Source organism: Bacillus sp. es.034, from assembly GCF_002563655.1.
GTDB lineage: Bacteria > Bacillota > Bacilli > Bacillales > Bacillaceae_B > Rossellomorea.
Window position 1 is genome coordinate 2728946 of the sequence record NZ_PDIY01000001.1, and the last position, 19539, is coordinate 2748484.

The following is a 19539-nucleotide window of genomic DNA, read 5'->3' on the forward strand; positions in this document are numbered from 1 at the left end:
TACAGGTAAAGAACCGTGATATAATAATGAAAAGAGTAAGCGAGGTGACAAATATGAAAAAAATGTCCATTCTCATGCTCGCTTTTGTTTTTTTCCTGGCAGGGTGTTCGTTGGAAGATGCTGCTGATCATATTACAAGGGAAGTATCGAAGTGGGATAAAGAAAGTCCCAATGAAACATTTATACCGAAAAACCTGAAGGTGGTTTCAATAGGAGATTCATTGACTCAAGGTGTCGGTGACAGTACGAAAAAGGGTGGGTATGTTCCTTATTTGGAAAAAAGTCTTGAAACATTGGATGGTGTTAAGGATGCCCAGTTTCATAACTACGGAGTAAGGGGAAACCGTACCGATCAATTACTGAAAAGACTGAAGAAGGAAGATGTGAAATCTTCCATTAAAGAATCTGATTTAGTGATGATCACTATCGGTGGAAACGATGTTATGAAAATTTTTCGTGAAAATTTATCACACTTGAAGTTAGAGGTATTCCAGGAGGAGAAACGACAATATCAACTCCGGTTACAAGAGATCTTTGAAACGATCAGAACTTATAACCCCGATGCAGGCATTGTCCTGGTCGGTCTGTATAATCCTTTTAATACTTGGTTTTCGGATATTGATGAAGTCAATCAGGTGATTCATAATTGGAATGAAGCGAGCATACAGGTACTGACGGGTTATGATAAGACGTTATTCGTGAAAATCGAGGACTTATTTATTGATGCAGGGGATACTTTGTTGTATGAAGACTACTTTCATCCGAATGATGAAGGGTATAAACTGATCGCAGACCGGATGTTTACGGATCTTGCAAAAGGGGAAACATTAGCTACATTGACAGATAGAAAAGATTCTGTTGAGGAAGAGGAGCAGCCGTCATGAAGAACAAATGGAAGGTGGGGTTCTTTGTCCTTTTAGGTATGATCATACTGGGATTCGTCATCATTGTGTCCATGATCTTTATGCCTGTAAAGGATGATGCACTGCCTGACAACAACAAAAATACAAATCAACAAGTTGGATTTAATGTAGAGACCAACAAGAAAGATTTAAATCTTATCATTGAACATTATATTGAAGAAGAAGGGATGAAAGGGCCGGTGGATTACGATGTTCAGCTCAAGGATGACGTTGAGCTACTGGGATCCGTCCCTGTCTTTACTTCAGATCTGGACTTTAAATTGAGCTTTGAACCGAAGGCGTTGGATAATGGGGATATTCTGTTAAAACAAAAATCCATTTCAGTAGGTTCACTGAATCTTCCGGTCAACTATGTATTGAAAGTGATCAGAGATTCATATAATTTTCCGGACTGGGTAAAGATTCAACCCAATGATGAATTGATTTACGTCTCACTGCAAGACATGAAACTGAAGAGTGATGTGAAAGTACGGGCAAACGAATTTGATTTGAAAGAAGATAATATTTCATTCAGACTACTCGTCCCTGTCGACCGTGCACAATAAGAAAAAGGTGGCTTCCTGCTGGAGTCACCTTTTTTGTATGATAAATCTTTAGCCTTTCAACAGTAGAGCTTCCAGTTCCGGTGTTCCATTGGCTAATCCAACGGCAACGATCGTGTAAGCCTGATTCGGGCTCAGCTTCACATTCGGAACGCTCAGTACACTGTTTTTGCTTCCGGCGACCCTTGCCTCGAGATTGACGGTCATTGGCGTCAGCCCAAGGTAATCGGTGGCTTGTTTAAAGGATATATCCGGGAATATGACATCCCCGCCTTTCACAGCAATATCAACCGCAGGGGCATCAGGGGAAAGATGAATGAATTTTACCTTTGTTTCTCCGCTTGGCACTGTTGGATCATCCAGATAAGGAAGTAATTGCATCTTATTTAGTGTTCCGACAGCAGCCAGAGTGTAAATCTTTCCTGGATCGATTTTCACTTTTTTACTAATGACTGTTGTCACACTAGTACCTGCAGGATATACATCAATATGATACTTTCCGGCCGGTAATGTTAAATAATCGCTCACATCCTTGAAGGCTACATCCCGTAATACACGATTTCCGTTCACATATACATCCACATTCGGTGCATCGGGGACGGCATGTAACACACGGACGTACGAAGGCTGAGTGGAGGTTGTCATATCAGCTCGCTGCGCCTGCATGGCAAGTCTCATATATTTAAGATGCTTCTGATAGTAATGAACGTGCATGGACGGATCGGAATATTTATAATAACCGGATAACAAGTCATACATCGCAGCTTTCGTCAAATAATCATGTTGGCTCATCCGTATCTCTCCCTTAACAGTATTAACACAATAGAATATGCCGGGGAGAAAAAATGGTGAAAACACCTATTTTTATAAAAATCAGAAATATAGCTTGCAATCCGGATGAAAATATTGGATAATAAAATTACTAATTGAGAAAGTGGGTGATGTCATATGAACCGATCATTAATTGAACAAAATGCTAATGTAAATATGTATAATATCGGTTCTGCACGTCAACTCACTTTAAACGGGATACTTTGATTTTTTTCATTTCTTCTTTCGTGAAAAATCCGTTGACGTGTCGAACCACGCAACGGATTTTTTATTTTGGGAGGAAACAAGTTGAATAGTAAAGAAACAGTTTTTGAAATGATGAATCACCTGACAGAAGAAGGCTTTATATTGGGAAGGGTTGTGACCGAACAAAGGGGTGCCTTTATGGTCATGACAAGGACAGGGGAAGTGTTAAGTAAGATTTCAGGCAAACTCAGGTTTGAAACCGTTCAGCGCGAAGATCTACCCGCCGTAGGTGACTGGGTACTTCTAAGCAAGGAAGGGGCGGTCATTGAAAAGGTACTGCCACGGACTAGTAAATTCTCGAGGAAAAAAGCAGGAAATGAAGCAGAAGAACAGATCATCGCAGCAAATATCAATACAGTCTTCATCCTATCTTCATTAAATGATGATCTCAATAGCAAGCGGATGGAGCGCTATTTACTTCTATGCTGGGAAAGCGGTGCAAATCCTGTCATCGTCCTGACAAAATCGGATACATGTTCCGATATAGAAGAAAAGAAGAGAGAAGTGGAGAATACTTTGCTTGGTGTTAAAGTACTTACCATAAGCGCCGTCAGTCGGGAAGGGATCGAGAGCCTGTTGCCTTATTTGGCTAAAGGGCAGACCGTCGCCCTCGTCGGTTCTTCAGGGGTGGGGAAATCCACACTAACCAATCTGCTTGTAGGATATGACGTACAGAAGACAATGGAAATAAGGGAATCCGATGATAAGGGCCGCCATACAACGACTCATCGGGAACTGTTCCTGTTAGACAATGGTGCTGCGATCATTGATACACCGGGGATGAGGGAAATCCAACTATGGCAGGGGCAGGAAGGATTGTCCACTCAATATAACGACATTGAGGAATTAGCCCTTCACTGCCGATTCAATGACTGCCAACATGAAGATGAACCAGGCTGCGGGATTCGCATGGCCATTGAAGAAGGAAGCCTTTCAGAGGAGAGGCTCGAACACTATCAGAAGCTGCAAAGGGAAATTGCTTATATGGAAAGACGGGGAAATAAGCGGTTAGAATCTTTGGAACGTAAGAAGTGGAAAAGTATCGGGAAGCAGAGAAAACTTAAATAAAGAACGAAAAGAGTGACCCTTTGGTGGGCACTCTTTTTTATGTCATGGGGAGGCTCGATTCAAGCTAATTGCTTTCCCTTATTAACAGGAATGCGTTAAAATCGCATACAAAGGGAATAGTGTAAGAGAATGTTATGGAAAGGATGACGAGCATGTCAGAGACTGAAAAGTATCAAAAAGCCACGTTTGCCGGAGGATGTTTCTGGTGCATGGTAAAACCATTTGATGAACAGCCCGGAATCGGCAGTGTAAAATCCGGATACACAGGGGGACACGTTCCAAACCCATCTTATAAAGAAGTATGTTCAGAAACGACAGGTCATTATGAGGCCGTTCAAATCGAATATGACCCCTCTGTTTTTCCTTACGAGAAGTTATTGGAACTGTACTGGCAGCAAATCGACCCGACGGATCCCGGGGGTCAGTTTTTTGATAGGGGCCAATCGTATAAAACGGTCATTTTTTACCATGATGAAGATCAGAGAAGGCTTGCAGAGGAATCAAAGGAAAGGCTCGGACAGTCAGGGATCTTTTCCAAACCCATCGCCACCGAGATTTTGCCTGCCAAGGAATTTTATCCTGCAGAAGAATACCATCAGGATTATTACAAAAAGAACCCGGGTCATTATCAACGATACAGCAGGGGATCCGGGAGAGTTGCCTTTATTGAAAATCATTGGGGGGATAAGAATGAGTAAAGATGATTTAAAGAAAAAGCTGACACCCGAGCAATATGATGTCACCCAGAACAATGGGACGGAGCCGCCGTTTAGAAATGAGTATTGGAATACGTTCGAAGATGGCATCTATGTCGATGTCGTCTCGGGTAAACCCCTTTTCAGCTCGAAGGACAAATATGATGCCGGCTGCGGATGGCCAAGCTTCACCAAACCGATCGAAGAAGAAGAGGTTTTAGAAAAAGAGGATAGAAGTCACTTTATGGTTCGGACGGAAGTCAGAAGCAAGGAAGCCGATTCTCATCTGGGTCACGTGTTCAATGATGGACCGGGTCCGACAAAACTCCGGTATTGTATCAATTCGGCCGCACTCCGTTTTGTTCCAGTCGAGAAATTGGAAGAGGAAGGCTACGGAATCTACAAGAAATTATTCTAACATAGTGATTCGTTGTGAAAACATTCACATATGTGCTAAAATTGACTTTTCATGTTTACTTTGAGATACATATGTGTATATAAAAATATGAAGAGGAAGGTGAATGATGATGCTTAAAAAGCTTTTTGGCAAAAAAGAAGAAGCACCTAAAACGATTAATGCTGTAGCACCTTTGACAGGTACCGTGAAGTCACTTGAAGAAGTACCGGACCCTGTATTTTCACAAAAGATGATGGGGGACGGAATCGCCATCGATCCGACGATAGGAAAAGTCGTTTCACCTGTAGACGGCGAAGTCATGCAGCTTTTCCCGACAAAACACGCAGTTGGAATCAAAGCAAAAAACGGCGCTGAAATCCTGATCCATATTGGACTTGAAACGGTTTCCATGAACGGTGAAGGGTTTGAGGCGCATATCTCAGAAGGGTCAAAAGTGAGTATCGGAGATCCACTGATCACCTATGATCTGGAACTTGTAAAAGAAAAAGCGAAAAGCACCATCACACCCATCATCATCACAAACGGTGATGACATGGGAGATCTTGTGAAAAAAGACGTGACTAGTGTGACGGCAGGACAGGAAGAGGTATTGGAAATCTCTTCGAAATAATTGCAAGTGAAAAGACCGGCGAAGGTGCCGGTCTTTTTTTAATGGGATAAGCTTTTAGTGCATTTGGAATAACGTATTGTGATTTTTGTAAATGACGCAAATATAAAAAAATGATGCAATGAATGCTCCTCATAAAATATGCGTAAAGAAGTCCAAGAAATAAAATGGGCGAATGCACAAACACATTCTGGGTGAATGACATAGAGTATAAGGTAAATAAATAATTATTTGAGGAGTGATAGGTATGAACTATGGATATGGTTGTGATCCATGTTATCAGGGCGGATATGCATATCCGGCTGCCGGTGGATGTGGCGGTAATGGTTTTGCGTTGATCGTTGTGTTATTCATCCTGTTGATTATTATTGGAGCCGTTTGTTACTGCGGACATTAATTCGTTTAAGGGATAGTTGAAAATAATGATGAAAAAAAGAGCTGTCGACTTGACAGCTCTTTTTGGATTATATTTTAAAGCTCGAAATTAACTCTTTCAGTTTTTCAGCTTGCTGGGAAAGTTCTGATGCACTTGCCGTGACTTGTTCCATGGCAGCAGATCCTTCCTCTGATGCAGCGGCAGTGGTCTCGGTGTTAGATGCGGTAGATTCGGCAATTTCATTGACATGAGCAAATGAAGTGGCCACCTCTTGACTGAGATTCAGTGTTTCCTGAATATGGTCGACCATTTCATCCACGACTACCGTTGTTTTCGTCGTTTGACTCAGGATATCTTCAAGGGATGCATTGGTCTCATTGGTGATTTCTACTCCTGCAATGACTTCCTTCACCCCGTCGGAGTTTTGCTTGATGATGATATTGACTTCTTCCTGAATGCTGTGGACGATCTCCGTTACGCCCTTGGCAGCCTGTCGGGATTGTTCAGCAAGCTTTCTGACTTCATCTGCTACAACTGCAAATCCCCTGCCGTGTTCCCCTGCCCTGGCTGCTTCGATGGCAGCATTCAGAGCGAGTAGGTTGGTTTGTTCGGCAATGTCAGTGATGGTGCCGATAATAGTGGTGATCTGTGTTGAACGTTGTCCGAGGGCTTCAACGGTCTCACTCGTATTGGACATGGTTTCTTCAATGCTCATCATTTTAGTTGAAGAGGCATGGACGGTCTTTCCGCCTTTTTCAGCAACGACTCTCATATCACGAGCGGTTTGTCTGACAAGTTCTGCCTGGTTGAATAAGAATCGGGCGGCTTCCTCCAGGCTGTTCATTTTCTCTAATGAAGAGGACATGCGATGTGTCGTCTGGTCGCTTCCTGCAGCAATTTCACTCGATGTTTCCGCAATGGATGTAATTGTGCGCGAAGTTTCCTCTGCAGATGCGAGAAGCTCCTGGCTGCTTGCAGATACGTTTTCTGCCATCTCCGAAACTTGTTTTACAAGCAATGCGATCCCGGCGATAAGCTGATTCGTATCCGACGCAAGGTCAGCCAGCTCATCTTTTGATTTCACATGGATCCGTTTCGTTAAGTCTCCACCTGCATTGGCAATCTCCAAAATGGATGTACTGATTTTCTTTGTATTGGTTTTAATCGTATGAGATAAAATGATTCCAAAGAATACCGCTAAAAGAACGGCGAATGCCGATAAGCCGATGGTGACGACTTGCGACAGTTGGACTTGTCGGGTCAGGGAGTCGATCCGTGCATCCAGATCTTTTTGCTGGTCGACGACGATCATATCTACATATGAGCGGATCCCATCCAGATATTTTTTACCGACTCCGGTTTCGACAAGGTTCGCAGCCTTTTCTAGACCTTTATCTTTCCTGGTCTCGATCACCCGATCGACAAATTGCATCCAGAATCCGTACTGTGCTTCGATTTTTCCCATCTTCTCAAGCTGTTCCGGGTCATCTTTCAAAAGTGAATTTAAATCTTTGATTTGGCTTTCGACATCTTTTTTTCCATTTTGATAGGGTGCAAGAAAACCTGTTGCCCCTGTAATCACGAAGCCTTGCTCCCCGATTTCGATATCGTTTAATACTTTTGAAAGATCCTTTAATTGGGTATCGACTTTCATATCATATGTGATCAACGTGTCGATCTCTTTCTGGAGCTTCATCATATTGATATAAGAAGTAGACGCGAGGACCAACAGGACAATGGTCAAAAGGCCGAATGACAGGACGACTTTCCCTCTTATAGTACGAAAGTATGAGAATATACCAAATCTGTTTTTCGGTCTTTCTTTTTTCATTTTCTTTCTTTTTGGCGATTTCAGCCATTTTTCTCTCGTTTTTTTCACCGTTTCCCCCTCCTGAAGATAAGAAAAAAGTAGCATCAAAGGATGAACTTACCATTATTTTATACATATCGACCTAATATATCTAGTCAATTCGCAGAAATTTTGTCGAATTTTTGAGAATTTTAGTATATTTCAATCATAGAAAAAAGGAAACTCTCTTTGGGTCTGCCTGATTTTCGGGAAAATCCAAAGATAAGATGATTTTTTAATAAAAAATGAAAGATTCGGCTTTTCACACATATGATTAATGTATGGGAAATCTTGATGAGCATCCAGATGAGCGAATCGAAAGAGAGTACGAATCTGATTCTTTCAGGAGGGGGAACAATGCCTCATTCGCATTTAATAAAACCGTTGATTGGGGAGCAATATCCAACGATCGATTATGGAAAGGGTGTTTTCTTGTATGACACCGATGGCCACGAATATGTAGATGCCTGTTCTGGAGCGGTGACGGCAAATTTGGGACATGGTATGGAAGAAATCCTTCAATCAATCGTGAATCAAGGAAACAAAGTGGCGTTTGTGTATCGATCTCAGTTCAGTAATCAGCCGGCAGAGGAGTTAGCCTCCTTTTTGAATGATAAAACAGGTTATCCCTGGACCTTCTTTGTAAATAGTGGATCAGAGGCAGTGGAAACAGCCATCAAGATCGCCATTCAACATTGGCAGGAGAAAGGGAAGCCGCTGAAGAGGAAAATATTATCACGGTGGCTCAGTTATCACGGCATCACCTTTGGGGCCTTATCTGCTTCAGGGCATCCATCAAGAAGGGAACGGTTTGATTCGTTTTTAGGGGACTGGCCAACCATCGAACCCCCTTATTGTGCACACTGTCCATTTGGCAAGACCTACCCTTCATGCGGGTTGGCATGTGCGTCCCAACTGGATACCATGATAACGAGGATAGGCGCTGAGAATATAGCGGCTTTTATGGCAGAACCGATCATCGGAGCGGCAGGGGGGGCCATCACCCCTCCGAAGGGTTATTATGAGCGGATTAAGGAAATCTGTGAAGCACATGACATATTATTCATTTCTGACGAAGTAATGACCGGATGCGGGAGGACGGGAACCTTTTTAGCTCTGGAACAATGGGGAGTCATGGCAGATATTGTCGCTGTAGGTAAAGGCCTCAGTGCCGGATATGCCCCGATTGCTGCCACCCTCATTTCAGAAAAGATCATGGAACCGATCGTACAGGGAAGTAAAGTGATCATGAGTGGCCATACCTTTAGTGGGAACCCCATGTCTGCAACTGCGGCATTGGCCGTCCTTAAGCTGATAGATTCAGAAAAGATCATTGAAGGAGTCGATCAGAAAGGGACCTATTTAAAGAATCTCCTGGAAAAATGTAGGACTGAATTTCCCTTTATTCAGGACATCAGGGGACGGGGCCTCATGTGGGGGATTGAATTTGATGAGCGGGGTGCGGGGTTTACGTCTTTCATCGTGCAGAATGGAGTGGATAACGGGATATTGTTATACCCTGCTTCAGCCGGAATTGACGGCAGGAAGGGCTCTGCCATCATGGTGGCACCGCCATTGAACAGTACGAAAAGAGAGCTTGAGGAGATGGTTAAAAGGTTGAGAAGGACTTTTCAAATGGCAGCAGAGAATTGGAAGGTGACGTAGATGTCCGCACATCACAATAAGTTGAGCGACTATGAAGGAATCCGCCACTTTTTTCATGATGAAATGACGTTGATGTTTGGAGGTTTTGGAGGGGTTGGCTCCCCGCCTGGCATAATAAAGCATCTTCTGGAGTGGGGTGTGAAGGATCTTACCATCATCGGAAACGACACGGGGTTCCCCCACATCGGCATCGGTCAATTGGTTGCAAAGAATCGCGTGAGGAAGGTGATTGCTTCACACATAGGATCTAATCCGATTGCAGGAAGATTGATGAGTGAAGGGAAGCTTGAAGTTGAATTCTCCCCACAAGGTATCTTAGCTGAAAGAATCAGGGCAGGCGGAGTGGGATTAAAAGGGATCATCAGCGACATCGGGGTGGATGACCCCTATTTGAATAAGGGAAAGACATTCGTTGAAGTAGAGGGTGAACGTTTTGTATTCGAGACGGCACTGGTTGCTGAAGTGGGGATTGTCTATGCGAAGAAAGCCGATACATTCGGGAACCTTGTCTATGACAAGAGCGCAAGGAACACGAATCCCCTGATCGCCAAGGCCTCGGATTTGACGATTGTCGAGACGGAGGAAGTGGTTGCTTACGGAGAGCTGGATCCCGAGGAAATCGTCACTTCAGGAGTGTTTGTGGATCATATCGTCTTGTCTAAAGGAGTCGATTGGAAATGGGCCTGGGAAACGAATTGAAGGAAAAGATGGCAAAACGTGCAGCGCTTGAGGTGAAAGAAAATATGATTGTGAATCTCGGGATCGGGATTCCCTCCCTCGTCCCAAATTACCTTCCTCAAGGATTTCCGGTCATATTTCAATCTGAAAATGGAATCATCGGCATCGGTCCTGCACCCGTGGAAGGTCATGAAGATGAAAACCTGTGCAATGCCGGGGGGTTCCCGGTTTCGTTGGTGGAGGGGGGATGTTATACAGACAGCTCCATCGCTTTCGCCATGATCCGCCGGGGCAAGATCGATCTGACGATACTTGGATCCCTGCAGGTCAGTGAAAAGGGGGATCTTGCCAATTGGATCATACCGGGCAAAAAGGTCCCGGGGATGGGAGGGGCAACGGAACTCGCCTCTAAAGCAAAGAAAGTCATTGTACTCATGACCCACTTAGATAAAAATGGCGGCAGCAAGATCGTAAGGGAATGCACCCTTCCATTAACGGCCAGGCGCTGTGTTTCGATGATCATCACTGACCGTGCTGTATTCTCACTTGAAGATGATCAATTAATCCTGCTTGAGATATTCAATCCGTACACATTGAAGGATATAGAGGAGACGACAGAAGCCCGTTACATCTTAAGCCCTGATATCAAGTTTATAGGGTAGGGGGAGGAATACAAATGGATACTCATCGCCTCATAAAAGAGAAAATAGAAGAAAAAAAGAAACGAACGATCAAGCTTCTGCAAAGACTGGTCCAGGAAGATAGTGTCCGGGGAAACGAATCAAAGGCGCAGGCGATCATCATAGAGAAGTGCAGAAAGCTTGGTTTGGAGCTGGACATTTGGGAAATTAAAGAGACTGATATCAAGCATCATCCCTTTTACAAGTGTGACCGGACAAATTTTAAAGGTAATCCCAATGTGGTAGGGGTTTTAAAAGGTACAGGAGGAGGAAAGAGCCTTCTTTTAAATGGACATATCGATGTTGTACCGGAAGGGGATCGAAGAGATTGGAGTCATGATCCCTATAGCGGACTCATCAAGGACGGGAAGCTTTACGGGCGGGGAGCAACGGATATGAAAGGCGGTTCGGTTGCTTTGCTACTCGCCATCGAAGTGATACAGGAGTTGAATATTCCTTTAAAGGGAGATGTGATCTTTCAGAGTGTCATAGAAGAGGAAAGCGGGGGAACGGGTACCTTAGCCACATTGATTAGAGGCTATAAGGCGGATGCTGTCATCATCCCTGAGCCGACCAATATGAAGATCTTCCCTAAACAGCAAGGGTCCATGTGGTTTCGCCTTAATGTAAAAGGGAAATCTGCACATGGGGGAACGAGGTATGAAGGGGTAAATGCAATAGAGAAAGCATATAAGGTCATTCACGTTCTTCAGCAATTGGAGAATGCACGTAACGAGAGGGTGGATGATCCATTATATCGTAATATTCCCATCCCCTTACCGGTTAATATCGGAAGAATCGAAAGTGGGAAATGGCCGTCTTCGGTTCCGGATACGGCTATCATTGAAGGCAGAATAGGAGTCGGACCCTGGGAGACACTCCATGAAGTCGAACAGGAATTTTCAATCGGAATTTCCAAGCTGAAATCAATCGATCCATGGTTCGAGGAACACCCTGTCGAGGTGGAATGGTTTGGCGGGCGCTGGCAGCCGGGCAATCTACCAAGTGACCATGAATTAGTAAACACCCTGTCGATGCATGCTAAACAGGTAATGTCGTCTGATCCGATCATTGAAGCCTCACCCTGGGGAACGGATGGAGGGATTTTGTCTCAAGGCGGCAATATGCCTGTGGTGATTTTTGGACCGGGCACAACTGAAGTGGCCCATGATGCAAATGAATACATTGAGTTAGAGAGGGTTTACCAATCGGCTGAAATTTTTTCTCGCTTTATGATCGATTGGTGTAATAAACCCTCATGATTTTGATCCGAATGGGGTAGAAGGTAATAAGATGCTATACTCATCCGCCTGAGAGAGGATTGGTCATGACCCGTAAGTTCCTGAACAAAAGAACGAAGTCGCATATCCCCTTTCTTCACCCTTAGACAGGAACAACTCACTTGATTGAGGTTGTTCCCTTTTTATGGTGGTTTGTTTCATAACTTATCTCATGCCTTCATATGTTTGTTAAAAAGGGGCTTAAAAGAATGCAGGCATATGAATATATACAACATCCAAAAGTGGAAGCGACCATTTATAAAGATGATTATAATCGCAGGCTCAGGGTGGATGAATTCAGGGGGAATGCAGAAAGGCTAGTGGAGCACATGGTGAATATGGCTGGGACCCATCGGTTCGAAAAGTTCATTGTGAAGGCAAAGTCAAATCAGGTTCCCCACCTGATAGAAAAGGGGTTTATGATGGAGGGGGGAGTAAACGGTTACTTTAGGGGAGACAGCGCTTTCTTTATGAGTAAATTTCTGACGGATGACAGAAGGAATAGTTCTTTTTGGAGAAAAGAGGATGACATTCTTCAAGCGGTTCAACAGCTTGATAGAAAAACCATGGAAGGATCAGGATTGATATCTGTAGCCACCGGGGGGCAGGCAGAGAAATTAGCAGACCTCTATCAAGAAGTTTTCACGCTATATCCTGTACCATTACAAGATTCCGATTATATAAAAGAATCCATGAAAAATGGGACAATCTTTGTATACATCGAAGAGGATGGAAGGATAATCAGCGCCGCTTCGGCTGAAATATCTACAACCAACAAGAATGCTGAACTAACGGATTGTGCTACGAGATCTTCTCATCGTAAAGGCGGATATATGAAGCATCTGCTGAGGAAGTTGGAAGATGAATTGGTGAAACAGAACATTTTTTGCGCATATACGATTGCCAGGGCCCTTTCATTTGGGATGAATGCTGCATTCCACCAGCTTGGGTACAGGTATGGTGGGAGACTTGCGAATAACTGCATCATCTTTGACAAAATGGAAGATATGAACATTTGGGAGAAGGATTTAAGTGAAAGGTAGAAGAAATCTCCTGGTCTTGTGGAACGATACTTTCTGGGAAGTTGGTGGAATAGATGAAAATGAATCTCTATAAACCAAAAAGGGATTGGAAGGATATTGAGCTTTGGAAAGATGTCACGGATGAACAATGGAATAACTGGTTATGGCAGCTGACAAACACAATCAGAACCCTTGATGACTTAAAGAAAGTGGTGAACTTGACGCCGGAGGAAGAAGAAGGGGTTAAAATTTCAACCAAGACCATTCCGCTGAATATTACTCCTTACTATGCATGGCTGATGAATGAGGATGACCCCCGCTGCCCGATCCGGATGCAATCCGTTCCGATAGGCCAGGAGATCCATAAAACAAAGTATGACCTTGAAGACCCTTTGCATGAAGATGAAGATTCACCGGTTCCCGGGTTAACGCACAGATACCCGGACAGGGTGTTATTTCTCGTCACCAATCAATGTTCCATGTACTGCAGATACTGTACGAGAAGGAGGTTTTCAGGACAGATCGGAATGGGTGTTCCGAAGAAACAGCTTGATGCCGCCATTGAATATATAAGGGAAACCCCGAGCGTAAGGGACGTATTGCTTTCTGGCGGGGATGGTCTCTTGATCAATGATCAAATACTCGAGTATATATTAAAGAATCTAAGGGATATACCGCATGTCGAGATCATCCGGATTGGAACGAGGGCTCCTGTCGTGTTTCCACAACGGATCACTGAAAACCTGTGTAATATATTGAAGAAGTACCATCCGGTTTGGTTAAATACTCACTTCAATACATCTATTGAAATCACCGAAGAGTCCAAGAAGGCATGTGAGATGCTTGTGGATGCAGGGGTTCCTGTAGGGAATCAAGCTGTGATCCTGGCAGGCATCAATGACAGCGTTCCGATCATGAAGAAGCTAATGCATGATCTGGTTAAAATTCGCGTGCGTCCGTATTATATTTATCAATGTGATCTATCGGAAGGGATCGGCCATTTCAGGGCACCTGTCAGCAAAGGGCTTGAAATCATTGAAGGTTTGAGAGGACACACATCGGGTTACGCCGTACCGACCTTCGTGTTGGATGCTCCTGGAGGAGGAGGGAAAATATCCCTGCAACCAAATTACCTGATATCCCAAAGTGCTTCGAAAGTGGTCGTAAGGAATTTCGAAGGCGTCATCTCCACCTATCCGGAACCGGAGGAATACGTAGCAGGAAGGGCAGATGAATACTTTAAAGAAGTTTATCATGATGAAGAAATCAAAGAACCTACTATAGGTATCGCTGGATTGATGAATCAAACCCATTCATCCCTCACACCCGCTGGTCTAAAGCGTTTGGAGCGTCGCAAGGAATATCAGGAGAACCCGGATCATAATTCACTCAAGGATTTCAGGGGGAAAAGGGATCAGCTAAAAGAAAAGAAGCATAAAGCGATGCTTTCAAAAATGAATCAGGACAAAAATGATGATAAGGAAGAGACCATCAATGGCTAAAAATAAGGCGAAAGTATGCGAATGGTGTGAAGAGAACACGGCTCATGTTCATCAATCAAGTGTGTATTGGGAGCTGCCTGATGGTTCACGGGCGGTCCAGATTGCGAATGTCCCTAGCCTCTGTTGCAGTCATTGCGGGATGGACTATCAGGAGGAATCCGTCATCAATGAAATTGAAGACCAACTGATGCTGATCGATACGAGGTTAATTGATAAAGTGATCTCTTATAAAGAGTTGATGGCTCTTCCCCGCTTACTTAAGAAGAATTATTTTCGATATTAGCAGGTGGAGGCACCGATATGCTCTCATTTGAAGCAAACACTTTACGAATTCATCTTCTTCCGCTATCCTTTTAGAAAAGAAAGAACAAGGGCAGGTGGAAGAGATGAGAAAATCCTTTTATCATTACTTGATGAAATACAGGCAACCGACTGCCAAGGATGATATAACCCGATTTGCGAATTCAGCTTATGATGATCACAGCTTTCCGAAACAATCCGGGCAATACCATGAAATCAGCTCCTATCTCGAAATGAATGGGCACTACCTTGAAAGCATGTCCATCTTCGACATGGCCTGGGACCAGTACCAATTAGAAGAAAAAGACTAACGATATATCCAAGCCAACGGACTGACATTTGTTTCCCGCAAACGTCGGTCCTTTTTTATAAAATCCCGAGGAAAGCGAGCACCTGCAGCGGAAATCAACCAGCACTTTCCTTTTATTAAAAAACATCATTAAAGTCCGATTCGATTTTAGCCATTGCATGAAAACATTTTCTTACCCTAAAGAAAAGATAGTCAGGGATTTCGTGTATACCGATATGATTGTTATTGCATATCATATAAAAAAGGCGATTAAGGGTGAGGGGAGAATGAAGAAACGAAAAGAGCCTAGATTCAGAGTTGGGGAAACGGTAGTCGTCACAATCTATGGTACCGTCGGGAAAATCACCGACATAAAAAAGATTGACGGAGAGTTTTTATATGAGGTCAATGAAAGTGAAGGGTTATTCAAGGAAAAAGCATTAGAACTGCTTGATTCTTATGATGGATATATTTTTGAACAGGAACAGATCGATATTGAATACAAATTTCTGTTTGGTGATCTTGTCCTCGTAAAGGGATACGAAGAGGATCTCTTTAAAGTGGTGGGTTTCAGAACAGAGATATGGCGATATAAAGATGATGCATGGGAAGACGTGATCTATGAATTAATGAGGATTACAGATGGAGAATGGCTGGAGGCAGACGAAGATGAAATTACCCTGGTTGCCGATGAAGAGCAGGCGGAAGCTTTCATAAAGAAATATGGATTCATCTTCCCCCAAAAAAAAGAAGGTAAATCCAAATCACTCCATTCACCTGCCTTTCCCAAGCCAACCTGGATTGATCAGCTCCTTGATCATTACAATGACTACAAAACACTGTACCTGTTATTCAATGATAGTAAATACAAGAATAAAATGGATTATGTGCTAGAACAGTTGAAGAATCATACAAACACACAGTCTATCGTCAAAGAGAAGGAATAAGCCACATAATATAGAGAAAAACCGGTACGCTTATGACCAGGAATGATAATAGTATGACACGAAGGATCCATTGCATGCCTGAAACAATGATCCCTTCTCCATTCTCCAGGTCTCTTACCATCGATTTCGTTTTTTGGGTAAATGTATGTAACATACTATATCTCTCCTCTACCTTTGATGATAAAGTCTATGCTTGTCTTTAAAGTGTTATGAAAACTTTTTTTCCTGGCATAACCGGGATAGTATTGTCATAAATTGAGAATCAAAGGGGGCGATCACATGCGGGAGATAGAAGTCTTTATCGACACCGAGGAAATTGCTGAGTTCTTTATGAAAGAACTGATCCAAAGAGGGTATGCACCATCAGAAGATGAGCTGGAAGAAATAGCGGACATCACATTCGAGTATCTGATTGCCAAATGTATCATTGATGAAGAATGGGAAGATGAGGTTTAGATTCTATTCACCCATCGATACGGATTTCACTTTGTATGCCAACGACCATTCATATAACGGGGATTGACTCTGATGTGTCGCTCATACCTTCATTTATGAAGGAAGGGGGGCACATTATTTTGAGTCAATCCCTCTTTAGGTTCAGAAGAATAGTCGTTCTTGCTTTCCATTTACGGGTCATAGAGAAATGATGAGGATCCGAAATCGTCAAAAGGGGCGACATCACCTCAATCGGTTGCTCCCTAAACCAATCCGTCGACGAAGGATCGTCATAATAAATATTTTCCCAGACGGCTACCAGTTCGGGGCTGAATAGATGCTTATCTTTCTTCACACTCGAGTAAATATGCGGCCAATAATCCTCCCTGGATCCTGTATGTGGATGGTGAAGGGAGAAAGAGAATGCAGTGGGATGAACCATCGGATGGAATAATACTCTGTATAATTTCTTACCTAATTGAATTCTCGAATCCACTTTCTCAAAGTGGGAAACGGAAAGTCCGGCCAGGGAGTATGGGGACTGCGTGCCGTAAGGAAAGAGGATGGAAGTGAATTCAAGCCGGTCCTGTAGGAAAAACTTCCACTTTTCAATTCCCATATTAAGATTGGGACTGGATAATATTTTGTTTTGAATCAGGTGCTGCTCGTTCATGATGAGTGCGGTGGTCAACACAGGGTGATCCCCCGTCTTGAGATAATCTGCCCATATTTTCCGCATGAATACTGAAACGTTGAACTTCTTCAGGAGGTGAAAGGAGAGGCGGCCGGTTAATTTCCAGTTTTCATAAAGTAATAGTTGAGGATAGGCGTCTTCGAAGATAGCTGCATTACAACGTTCCAGGAACTTAAATAGAGATTGTTGTTCTTTGTCACTCATTACGTGTGAGAGCAGATCGTTCTGGATATCTGTCATATGATAACCTGCATTTCTCGATACCATGTGGGCGAGAAAGGACCAGTGCAGTTCAGGATGTTTTTTGAATAAATCAAGATAGGAAGAAGTTCTTGTCAGGTTATTGACATTGCCTTTTTTTACTTTGATGATCATTTCCTCGAACAAAGCTTGATCTTCAGGAAAATAGACATCCGGGACCCCTTCCTGGTTCATTTCGTCGTAAAGTCTGTCAATCGTCTGAACATCGAGCAGGGGGGATATATTCTTACGTTTAGCCGGTTTGAATAGGTTTGAGATAACTTGAAACGGTGAATAGCCCAAGTAATCACACCTCTCAAAAAAGAATATATTTTTTCATGTGAAACTAATCCTCCATTGAATCGTATATATAAATACAAATGAATCAGAATCACTGTTTGGGAGGTTTTTTTATGTTGAAGAAGATCATTAAGAGTTTATTAGGCTCAAAGCATCATCACTACAGCTCCAGTGACGGGTGGAAAAAATATAAATCCCAGAAACATAAACATTTCGGACACCATCATTATAAAAAGCACAAGAGCAAAAGTTATTTTTCCAGTTTCTTTAGTAGCTGAAGGGGTATAGATGATTCACATGCTGTTTCGCAGACTCGTCGATGCATTCGAACAAACCTGGAAACCGGGAGATAAGGTCGACGAATACCAAATCATCCGTTTAGTCGGGAAGGGAAGCTATGGTACGACGTATTGTGTCTTGCTCCCTACTGGAGAAGAAGCGATTTTGAAACGGATACGCCCTTACAAAAAGTTATTTTCTAATCACGTCCAATATGTCCAAAATGAAAGGGATGCACTGGAAACTTTATCTCACCCACATTTCCCTGCATTCATCAAAGCCGGCGAATATAAGGGGATCCCCTACTTTGTCATGAAAAAATTGAGTGGCCGTACCTTTGAGGAATTGATTTTTCAAGAAGGAAAAAAGTATTCAGAGGAAGAATCCTTAAGAGTAGGTTTGCAGCTACTAACATTAGTGGACGTCATTCATCAAAAAGGGTATGTACACCGGGATTTAAGGATCCCGAATATTCTTTTTGATCATGGTGTCATTCATATCATTGATTTTGGTCTAGCGTGTGAAATGGAGACAGAATCACCTATCCTGGAAGCTCATAAAGATTATATGAGGGATAAGTCGAAGAATAGTGATTATTATGCAATTGGTCATTTTCTATTATTTTTACTGTATTCTTCCTATGAGCCCGTGAGTAGGAGGGATAAAAGCTGGGAAGAGGAACTTCCTGTTCATCAGGATACGAAAGCGATCCTGAGAAAACTTCTGCAAATCGACGGAGAATATCATGATGGCTCGGAGTTGATCGGGGATTTAGTAAAGGTCATTCATATAGTACACAACCAATAAACGAGGAGGAATTTTCATATGTCATTTTTTAATAAAGTATTTGCTTCAATCGGTATTGGAGCGGCCACAGTGGATACTAAATTGGAGAAATCTAGCTACGTTGCAGGGGAGACGGTAAACGGGGTGGTGGAAATTACGGGGGGAAGTACGGAGCAGAGTATCGATGCCATCTATTTAACACTTTTCACTACATATATTCGTGAATCCGATGACAAGAAATATACAGATTACGCACCGATTCAGAAGGTGCAAATATCCAATCCATTCACCGTTTTGGAAAATGAAAAAAAAGAATTTCCATTTTCCTTCACCCTGCCCTTTGAAACCCCGATCACATATGGAAACACCAGGGTGTGGGTAGCCACAGGGGTTGATATTAAAAATGCAGTGGATCCAAAAGACAAAGACTATATTGAAATCGTGCCGAATCAGTTGACGAATGCCGTCCTGACTTCTGTACAGGAGCTCGGCTTCAGAATTCGTACAGTAGAATGTGAAGAGGCGCCGAGACGCTACAGAGGACGATATCCTTTCATTCAGGAGTTTGAGTTTGTACCGGTGAATGGACCATATCAGCGTAAGTTGGATGAACTTGAAGTCATGTTCCTGAATCAAACAGAGGACCGGGTAGAACTGCTACTGGAAGTGGACAGACGGGCGAGGGGACTGGGGGGGTTCCTCGCAGAGGCTCTCGAAATGGATGAATCCATGGTCAGACTGTCCATAAGCTCGTCCGATGTTCCCCATTTAGCATCGAAACTTCAACAAGCCATCGACAAATTCGCGTAAAATATTCCATTCGACAAAGATTCCTATGATTCTGTGAAGGATTCGACACGCTGTTTGTGTAATTGTATGAGTACAAC

Annotated in this window: 23 protein-coding genes; 19 read left to right on the forward strand and 4 right to left on the reverse strand. The window is 43.1% G+C overall.

Annotation, left to right across the window (positions count from 1 at the left end):
* The first annotated feature begins 53 nt into the window (after positions 1 to 53).
* Together ATG71_RS13940 and ATG71_RS13945 are read left to right on the forward strand one after the other, a co-directional pair.
* Positions 54 to 884: an SGNH/GDSL hydrolase family protein gene (locus ATG71_RS13940; RefSeq protein ID WP_098440099.1), complete on the forward strand. Its 831-nt coding sequence runs from the start codon at positions 54 to 56 to the stop codon at positions 882 to 884.
* Complete coding sequence (locus ATG71_RS13945) at positions 881 to 1468, forward strand: YpmS family protein (protein ID WP_098440100.1); 588 nt, start codon at positions 881 to 883, stop codon at positions 1466 to 1468. The genes ATG71_RS13940 and ATG71_RS13945 overlap by 4 nt, the downstream gene beginning before the upstream one ends.
* Before the next feature lie 48 nt (positions 1469 to 1516).
* On the opposite strand, the gene ATG71_RS13950 is transcribed toward ATG71_RS13945, so the two are convergent.
* The gene (locus ATG71_RS13950) at positions 1517 to 2257 is read right to left on the reverse strand and encodes a DUF4397 domain-containing protein (RefSeq protein ID WP_061811463.1); all 741 of its coding nucleotides are present in this window, start codon (positions 2255 to 2257) and stop codon (positions 1517 to 1519) included.
* 327 nt (positions 2258 to 2584) lie between these two features.
* On the opposite strand from ATG71_RS13950, the gene rsgA reads away from it, so the two are divergent.
* The 5 genes from rsgA (at position 2585) to ATG71_RS13975 (ending at position 5727) form a co-directional block, all read left to right on the forward strand.
* A complete protein-coding gene (gene rsgA, locus ATG71_RS13955) occupies positions 2585 to 3610 on the forward strand; it encodes a ribosome small subunit-dependent GTPase A (RefSeq protein ID WP_286163006.1) in 1026 nt (341 codons plus the stop codon).
* Positions 3611 to 3762: 152 nt separating this feature from the next.
* Positions 3763 to 4308: a peptide-methionine (S)-S-oxide reductase MsrA gene (gene msrA, locus ATG71_RS13960; RefSeq protein WP_098440101.1), complete on the forward strand. Its 546-nt coding sequence runs from the start codon at positions 3763 to 3765 to the stop codon at positions 4306 to 4308.
* Positions 4301 to 4723 carry a peptide-methionine (R)-S-oxide reductase MsrB gene (gene msrB, locus ATG71_RS13965; RefSeq protein WP_179886539.1) on the forward strand — a complete coding sequence of 141 codons (423 nt, stop codon included), beginning with the start codon at positions 4301 to 4303 and terminating at the stop codon, positions 4721 to 4723. Before msrA ends, msrB begins: the two co-directional genes overlap by 8 nt.
* 109 nt (positions 4724 to 4832) lie before the next feature.
* Complete coding sequence (locus tag ATG71_RS13970) at positions 4833 to 5333, forward strand: PTS sugar transporter subunit IIA (RefSeq protein ID WP_098441832.1); 501 nt, start codon at positions 4833 to 4835, stop codon at positions 5331 to 5333.
* A gap of 244 nt (positions 5334 to 5577) precedes the next feature.
* On the forward strand, positions 5578 to 5727 hold the full coding sequence (locus ATG71_RS13975) for a YjcZ family sporulation protein (RefSeq protein ID WP_098440102.1): 150 nt from the start codon (positions 5578 to 5580) through the stop codon (positions 5725 to 5727).
* A 67-nt stretch (positions 5728 to 5794) separates the two neighbouring features.
* Here the strand turns inward: ATG71_RS13975 and ATG71_RS13980 are convergent, their stop codons facing one another.
* Positions 5795 to 7537: a methyl-accepting chemotaxis protein gene (locus ATG71_RS13980; RefSeq protein WP_483295341.1), complete on the reverse strand. Its 1743-nt coding sequence runs from the start codon at positions 7535 to 7537 to the stop codon at positions 5795 to 5797.
* A 375-nt stretch (positions 7538 to 7912) separates the two neighbouring features.
* Between ATG71_RS13980 and ATG71_RS13985 the strand changes: the two genes are divergently transcribed.
* From ATG71_RS13985 to ATG71_RS14025, 9 genes are all read left to right on the forward strand, one after another.
* Entirely contained in the window at positions 7913 to 9220 is a 1308-nt protein-coding gene (locus ATG71_RS13985; protein ID WP_098440104.1) for an aspartate aminotransferase family protein, read from the forward strand.
* Entirely contained in the window at positions 9221 to 9919 is a 699-nt protein-coding gene (locus ATG71_RS13990; RefSeq protein WP_098440105.1) for a 3-oxoacid CoA-transferase subunit A, read from the forward strand.
* Positions 9898 to 10560, forward strand: coding sequence for a 3-oxoacid CoA-transferase subunit B (locus ATG71_RS13995; protein WP_098440106.1), 663 nt, complete (start codon positions 9898 to 9900; stop codon positions 10558 to 10560). The genes ATG71_RS13990 and ATG71_RS13995 overlap by 22 nt, the downstream gene beginning before the upstream one ends.
* 14 nt (positions 10561 to 10574) lie before the next feature.
* Positions 10575 to 11840 (forward strand): peptidase, encoded by a 1266-nt coding sequence (locus tag ATG71_RS14000; RefSeq protein ID WP_098440107.1) that lies wholly within the window; start codon positions 10575 to 10577, stop codon positions 11838 to 11840.
* A 227-nt stretch (positions 11841 to 12067) separates the two neighbouring features.
* The gene (gene ablB / locus ATG71_RS14005; RefSeq protein ID WP_098440108.1) at positions 12068 to 12901 is read left to right on the forward strand and encodes a putative beta-lysine N-acetyltransferase; all 834 of its coding nucleotides are present in this window, start codon (positions 12068 to 12070) and stop codon (positions 12899 to 12901) included.
* 53 nt (positions 12902 to 12954) lie between these two features.
* On the forward strand, positions 12955 to 14382 hold the full coding sequence (kamA, locus tag ATG71_RS14010) for a lysine 2,3-aminomutase (RefSeq protein ID WP_098440109.1): 1428 nt from the start codon (positions 12955 to 12957) through the stop codon (positions 14380 to 14382).
* Positions 14375 to 14665 carry a YokU family protein gene (locus ATG71_RS14015; RefSeq protein ID WP_098440110.1) on the forward strand — a complete coding sequence of 97 codons (291 nt, stop codon included), beginning with the start codon at positions 14375 to 14377 and terminating at the stop codon, positions 14663 to 14665. The genes kamA and ATG71_RS14015 overlap by 8 nt, the downstream gene beginning before the upstream one ends.
* Positions 14666 to 14768: 103 nt before the next feature.
* Positions 14769 to 14993, forward strand: a complete 225-nt coding sequence (locus ATG71_RS14020; protein WP_034758618.1) for a YozE family protein — start codon at positions 14769 to 14771, stop codon at positions 14991 to 14993.
* A gap of 265 nt (positions 14994 to 15258) precedes the next feature.
* A complete protein-coding gene (locus ATG71_RS14025) occupies positions 15259 to 15918 on the forward strand; it encodes a hypothetical protein (protein ID WP_098440111.1) in 660 nt (219 codons plus the stop codon).
* Here ATG71_RS14025 and ATG71_RS23415 read toward each other — a convergent pair.
* The gene (locus ATG71_RS23415) at positions 15902 to 16072 is read right to left on the reverse strand and encodes a hypothetical protein (RefSeq protein ID WP_156029996.1); all 171 of its coding nucleotides are present in this window, start codon (positions 16070 to 16072) and stop codon (positions 15902 to 15904) included. The two genes, ATG71_RS14025 and ATG71_RS23415, sit on opposite strands and share 17 nt — an antisense overlap.
* Before the next feature lie 125 nt (positions 16073 to 16197).
* Here ATG71_RS23415 and ATG71_RS14030 point away from each other — a divergent pair, with 125 nt between their 5' ends.
* Positions 16198 to 16374 (forward strand): YozD family protein, encoded by a 177-nt coding sequence (locus tag ATG71_RS14030; protein ID WP_079531952.1) that lies wholly within the window; start codon positions 16198 to 16200, stop codon positions 16372 to 16374.
* Positions 16375 to 16498: 124 nt separating this feature from the next.
* On the opposite strand, the gene ATG71_RS14035 is transcribed toward ATG71_RS14030, so the two are convergent.
* Positions 16499 to 17590 carry a DUF2515 family protein gene (locus ATG71_RS14035; protein WP_098440112.1) on the reverse strand — a complete coding sequence of 364 codons (1092 nt, stop codon included), beginning with the start codon at positions 17588 to 17590 and terminating at the stop codon, positions 16499 to 16501.
* Positions 17591 to 17875: 285 nt separating this feature from the next.
* Between ATG71_RS14035 and ATG71_RS14040 the strand changes: the two genes are divergently transcribed.
* Together ATG71_RS14040 and ATG71_RS14045 are read left to right on the forward strand one after the other, a co-directional pair.
* Entirely contained in the window at positions 17876 to 18673 is a 798-nt protein-coding gene (locus ATG71_RS14040; protein WP_098440113.1) for a serine/threonine protein kinase, read from the forward strand.
* Positions 18674 to 18691: 18 nt separating this feature from the next.
* Complete coding sequence (locus tag ATG71_RS14045) at positions 18692 to 19462, forward strand: sporulation protein (protein WP_098440114.1); 771 nt, start codon at positions 18692 to 18694, stop codon at positions 19460 to 19462.
* The last annotated feature ends 77 nt before the right edge of the window (positions 19463 to 19539 follow it).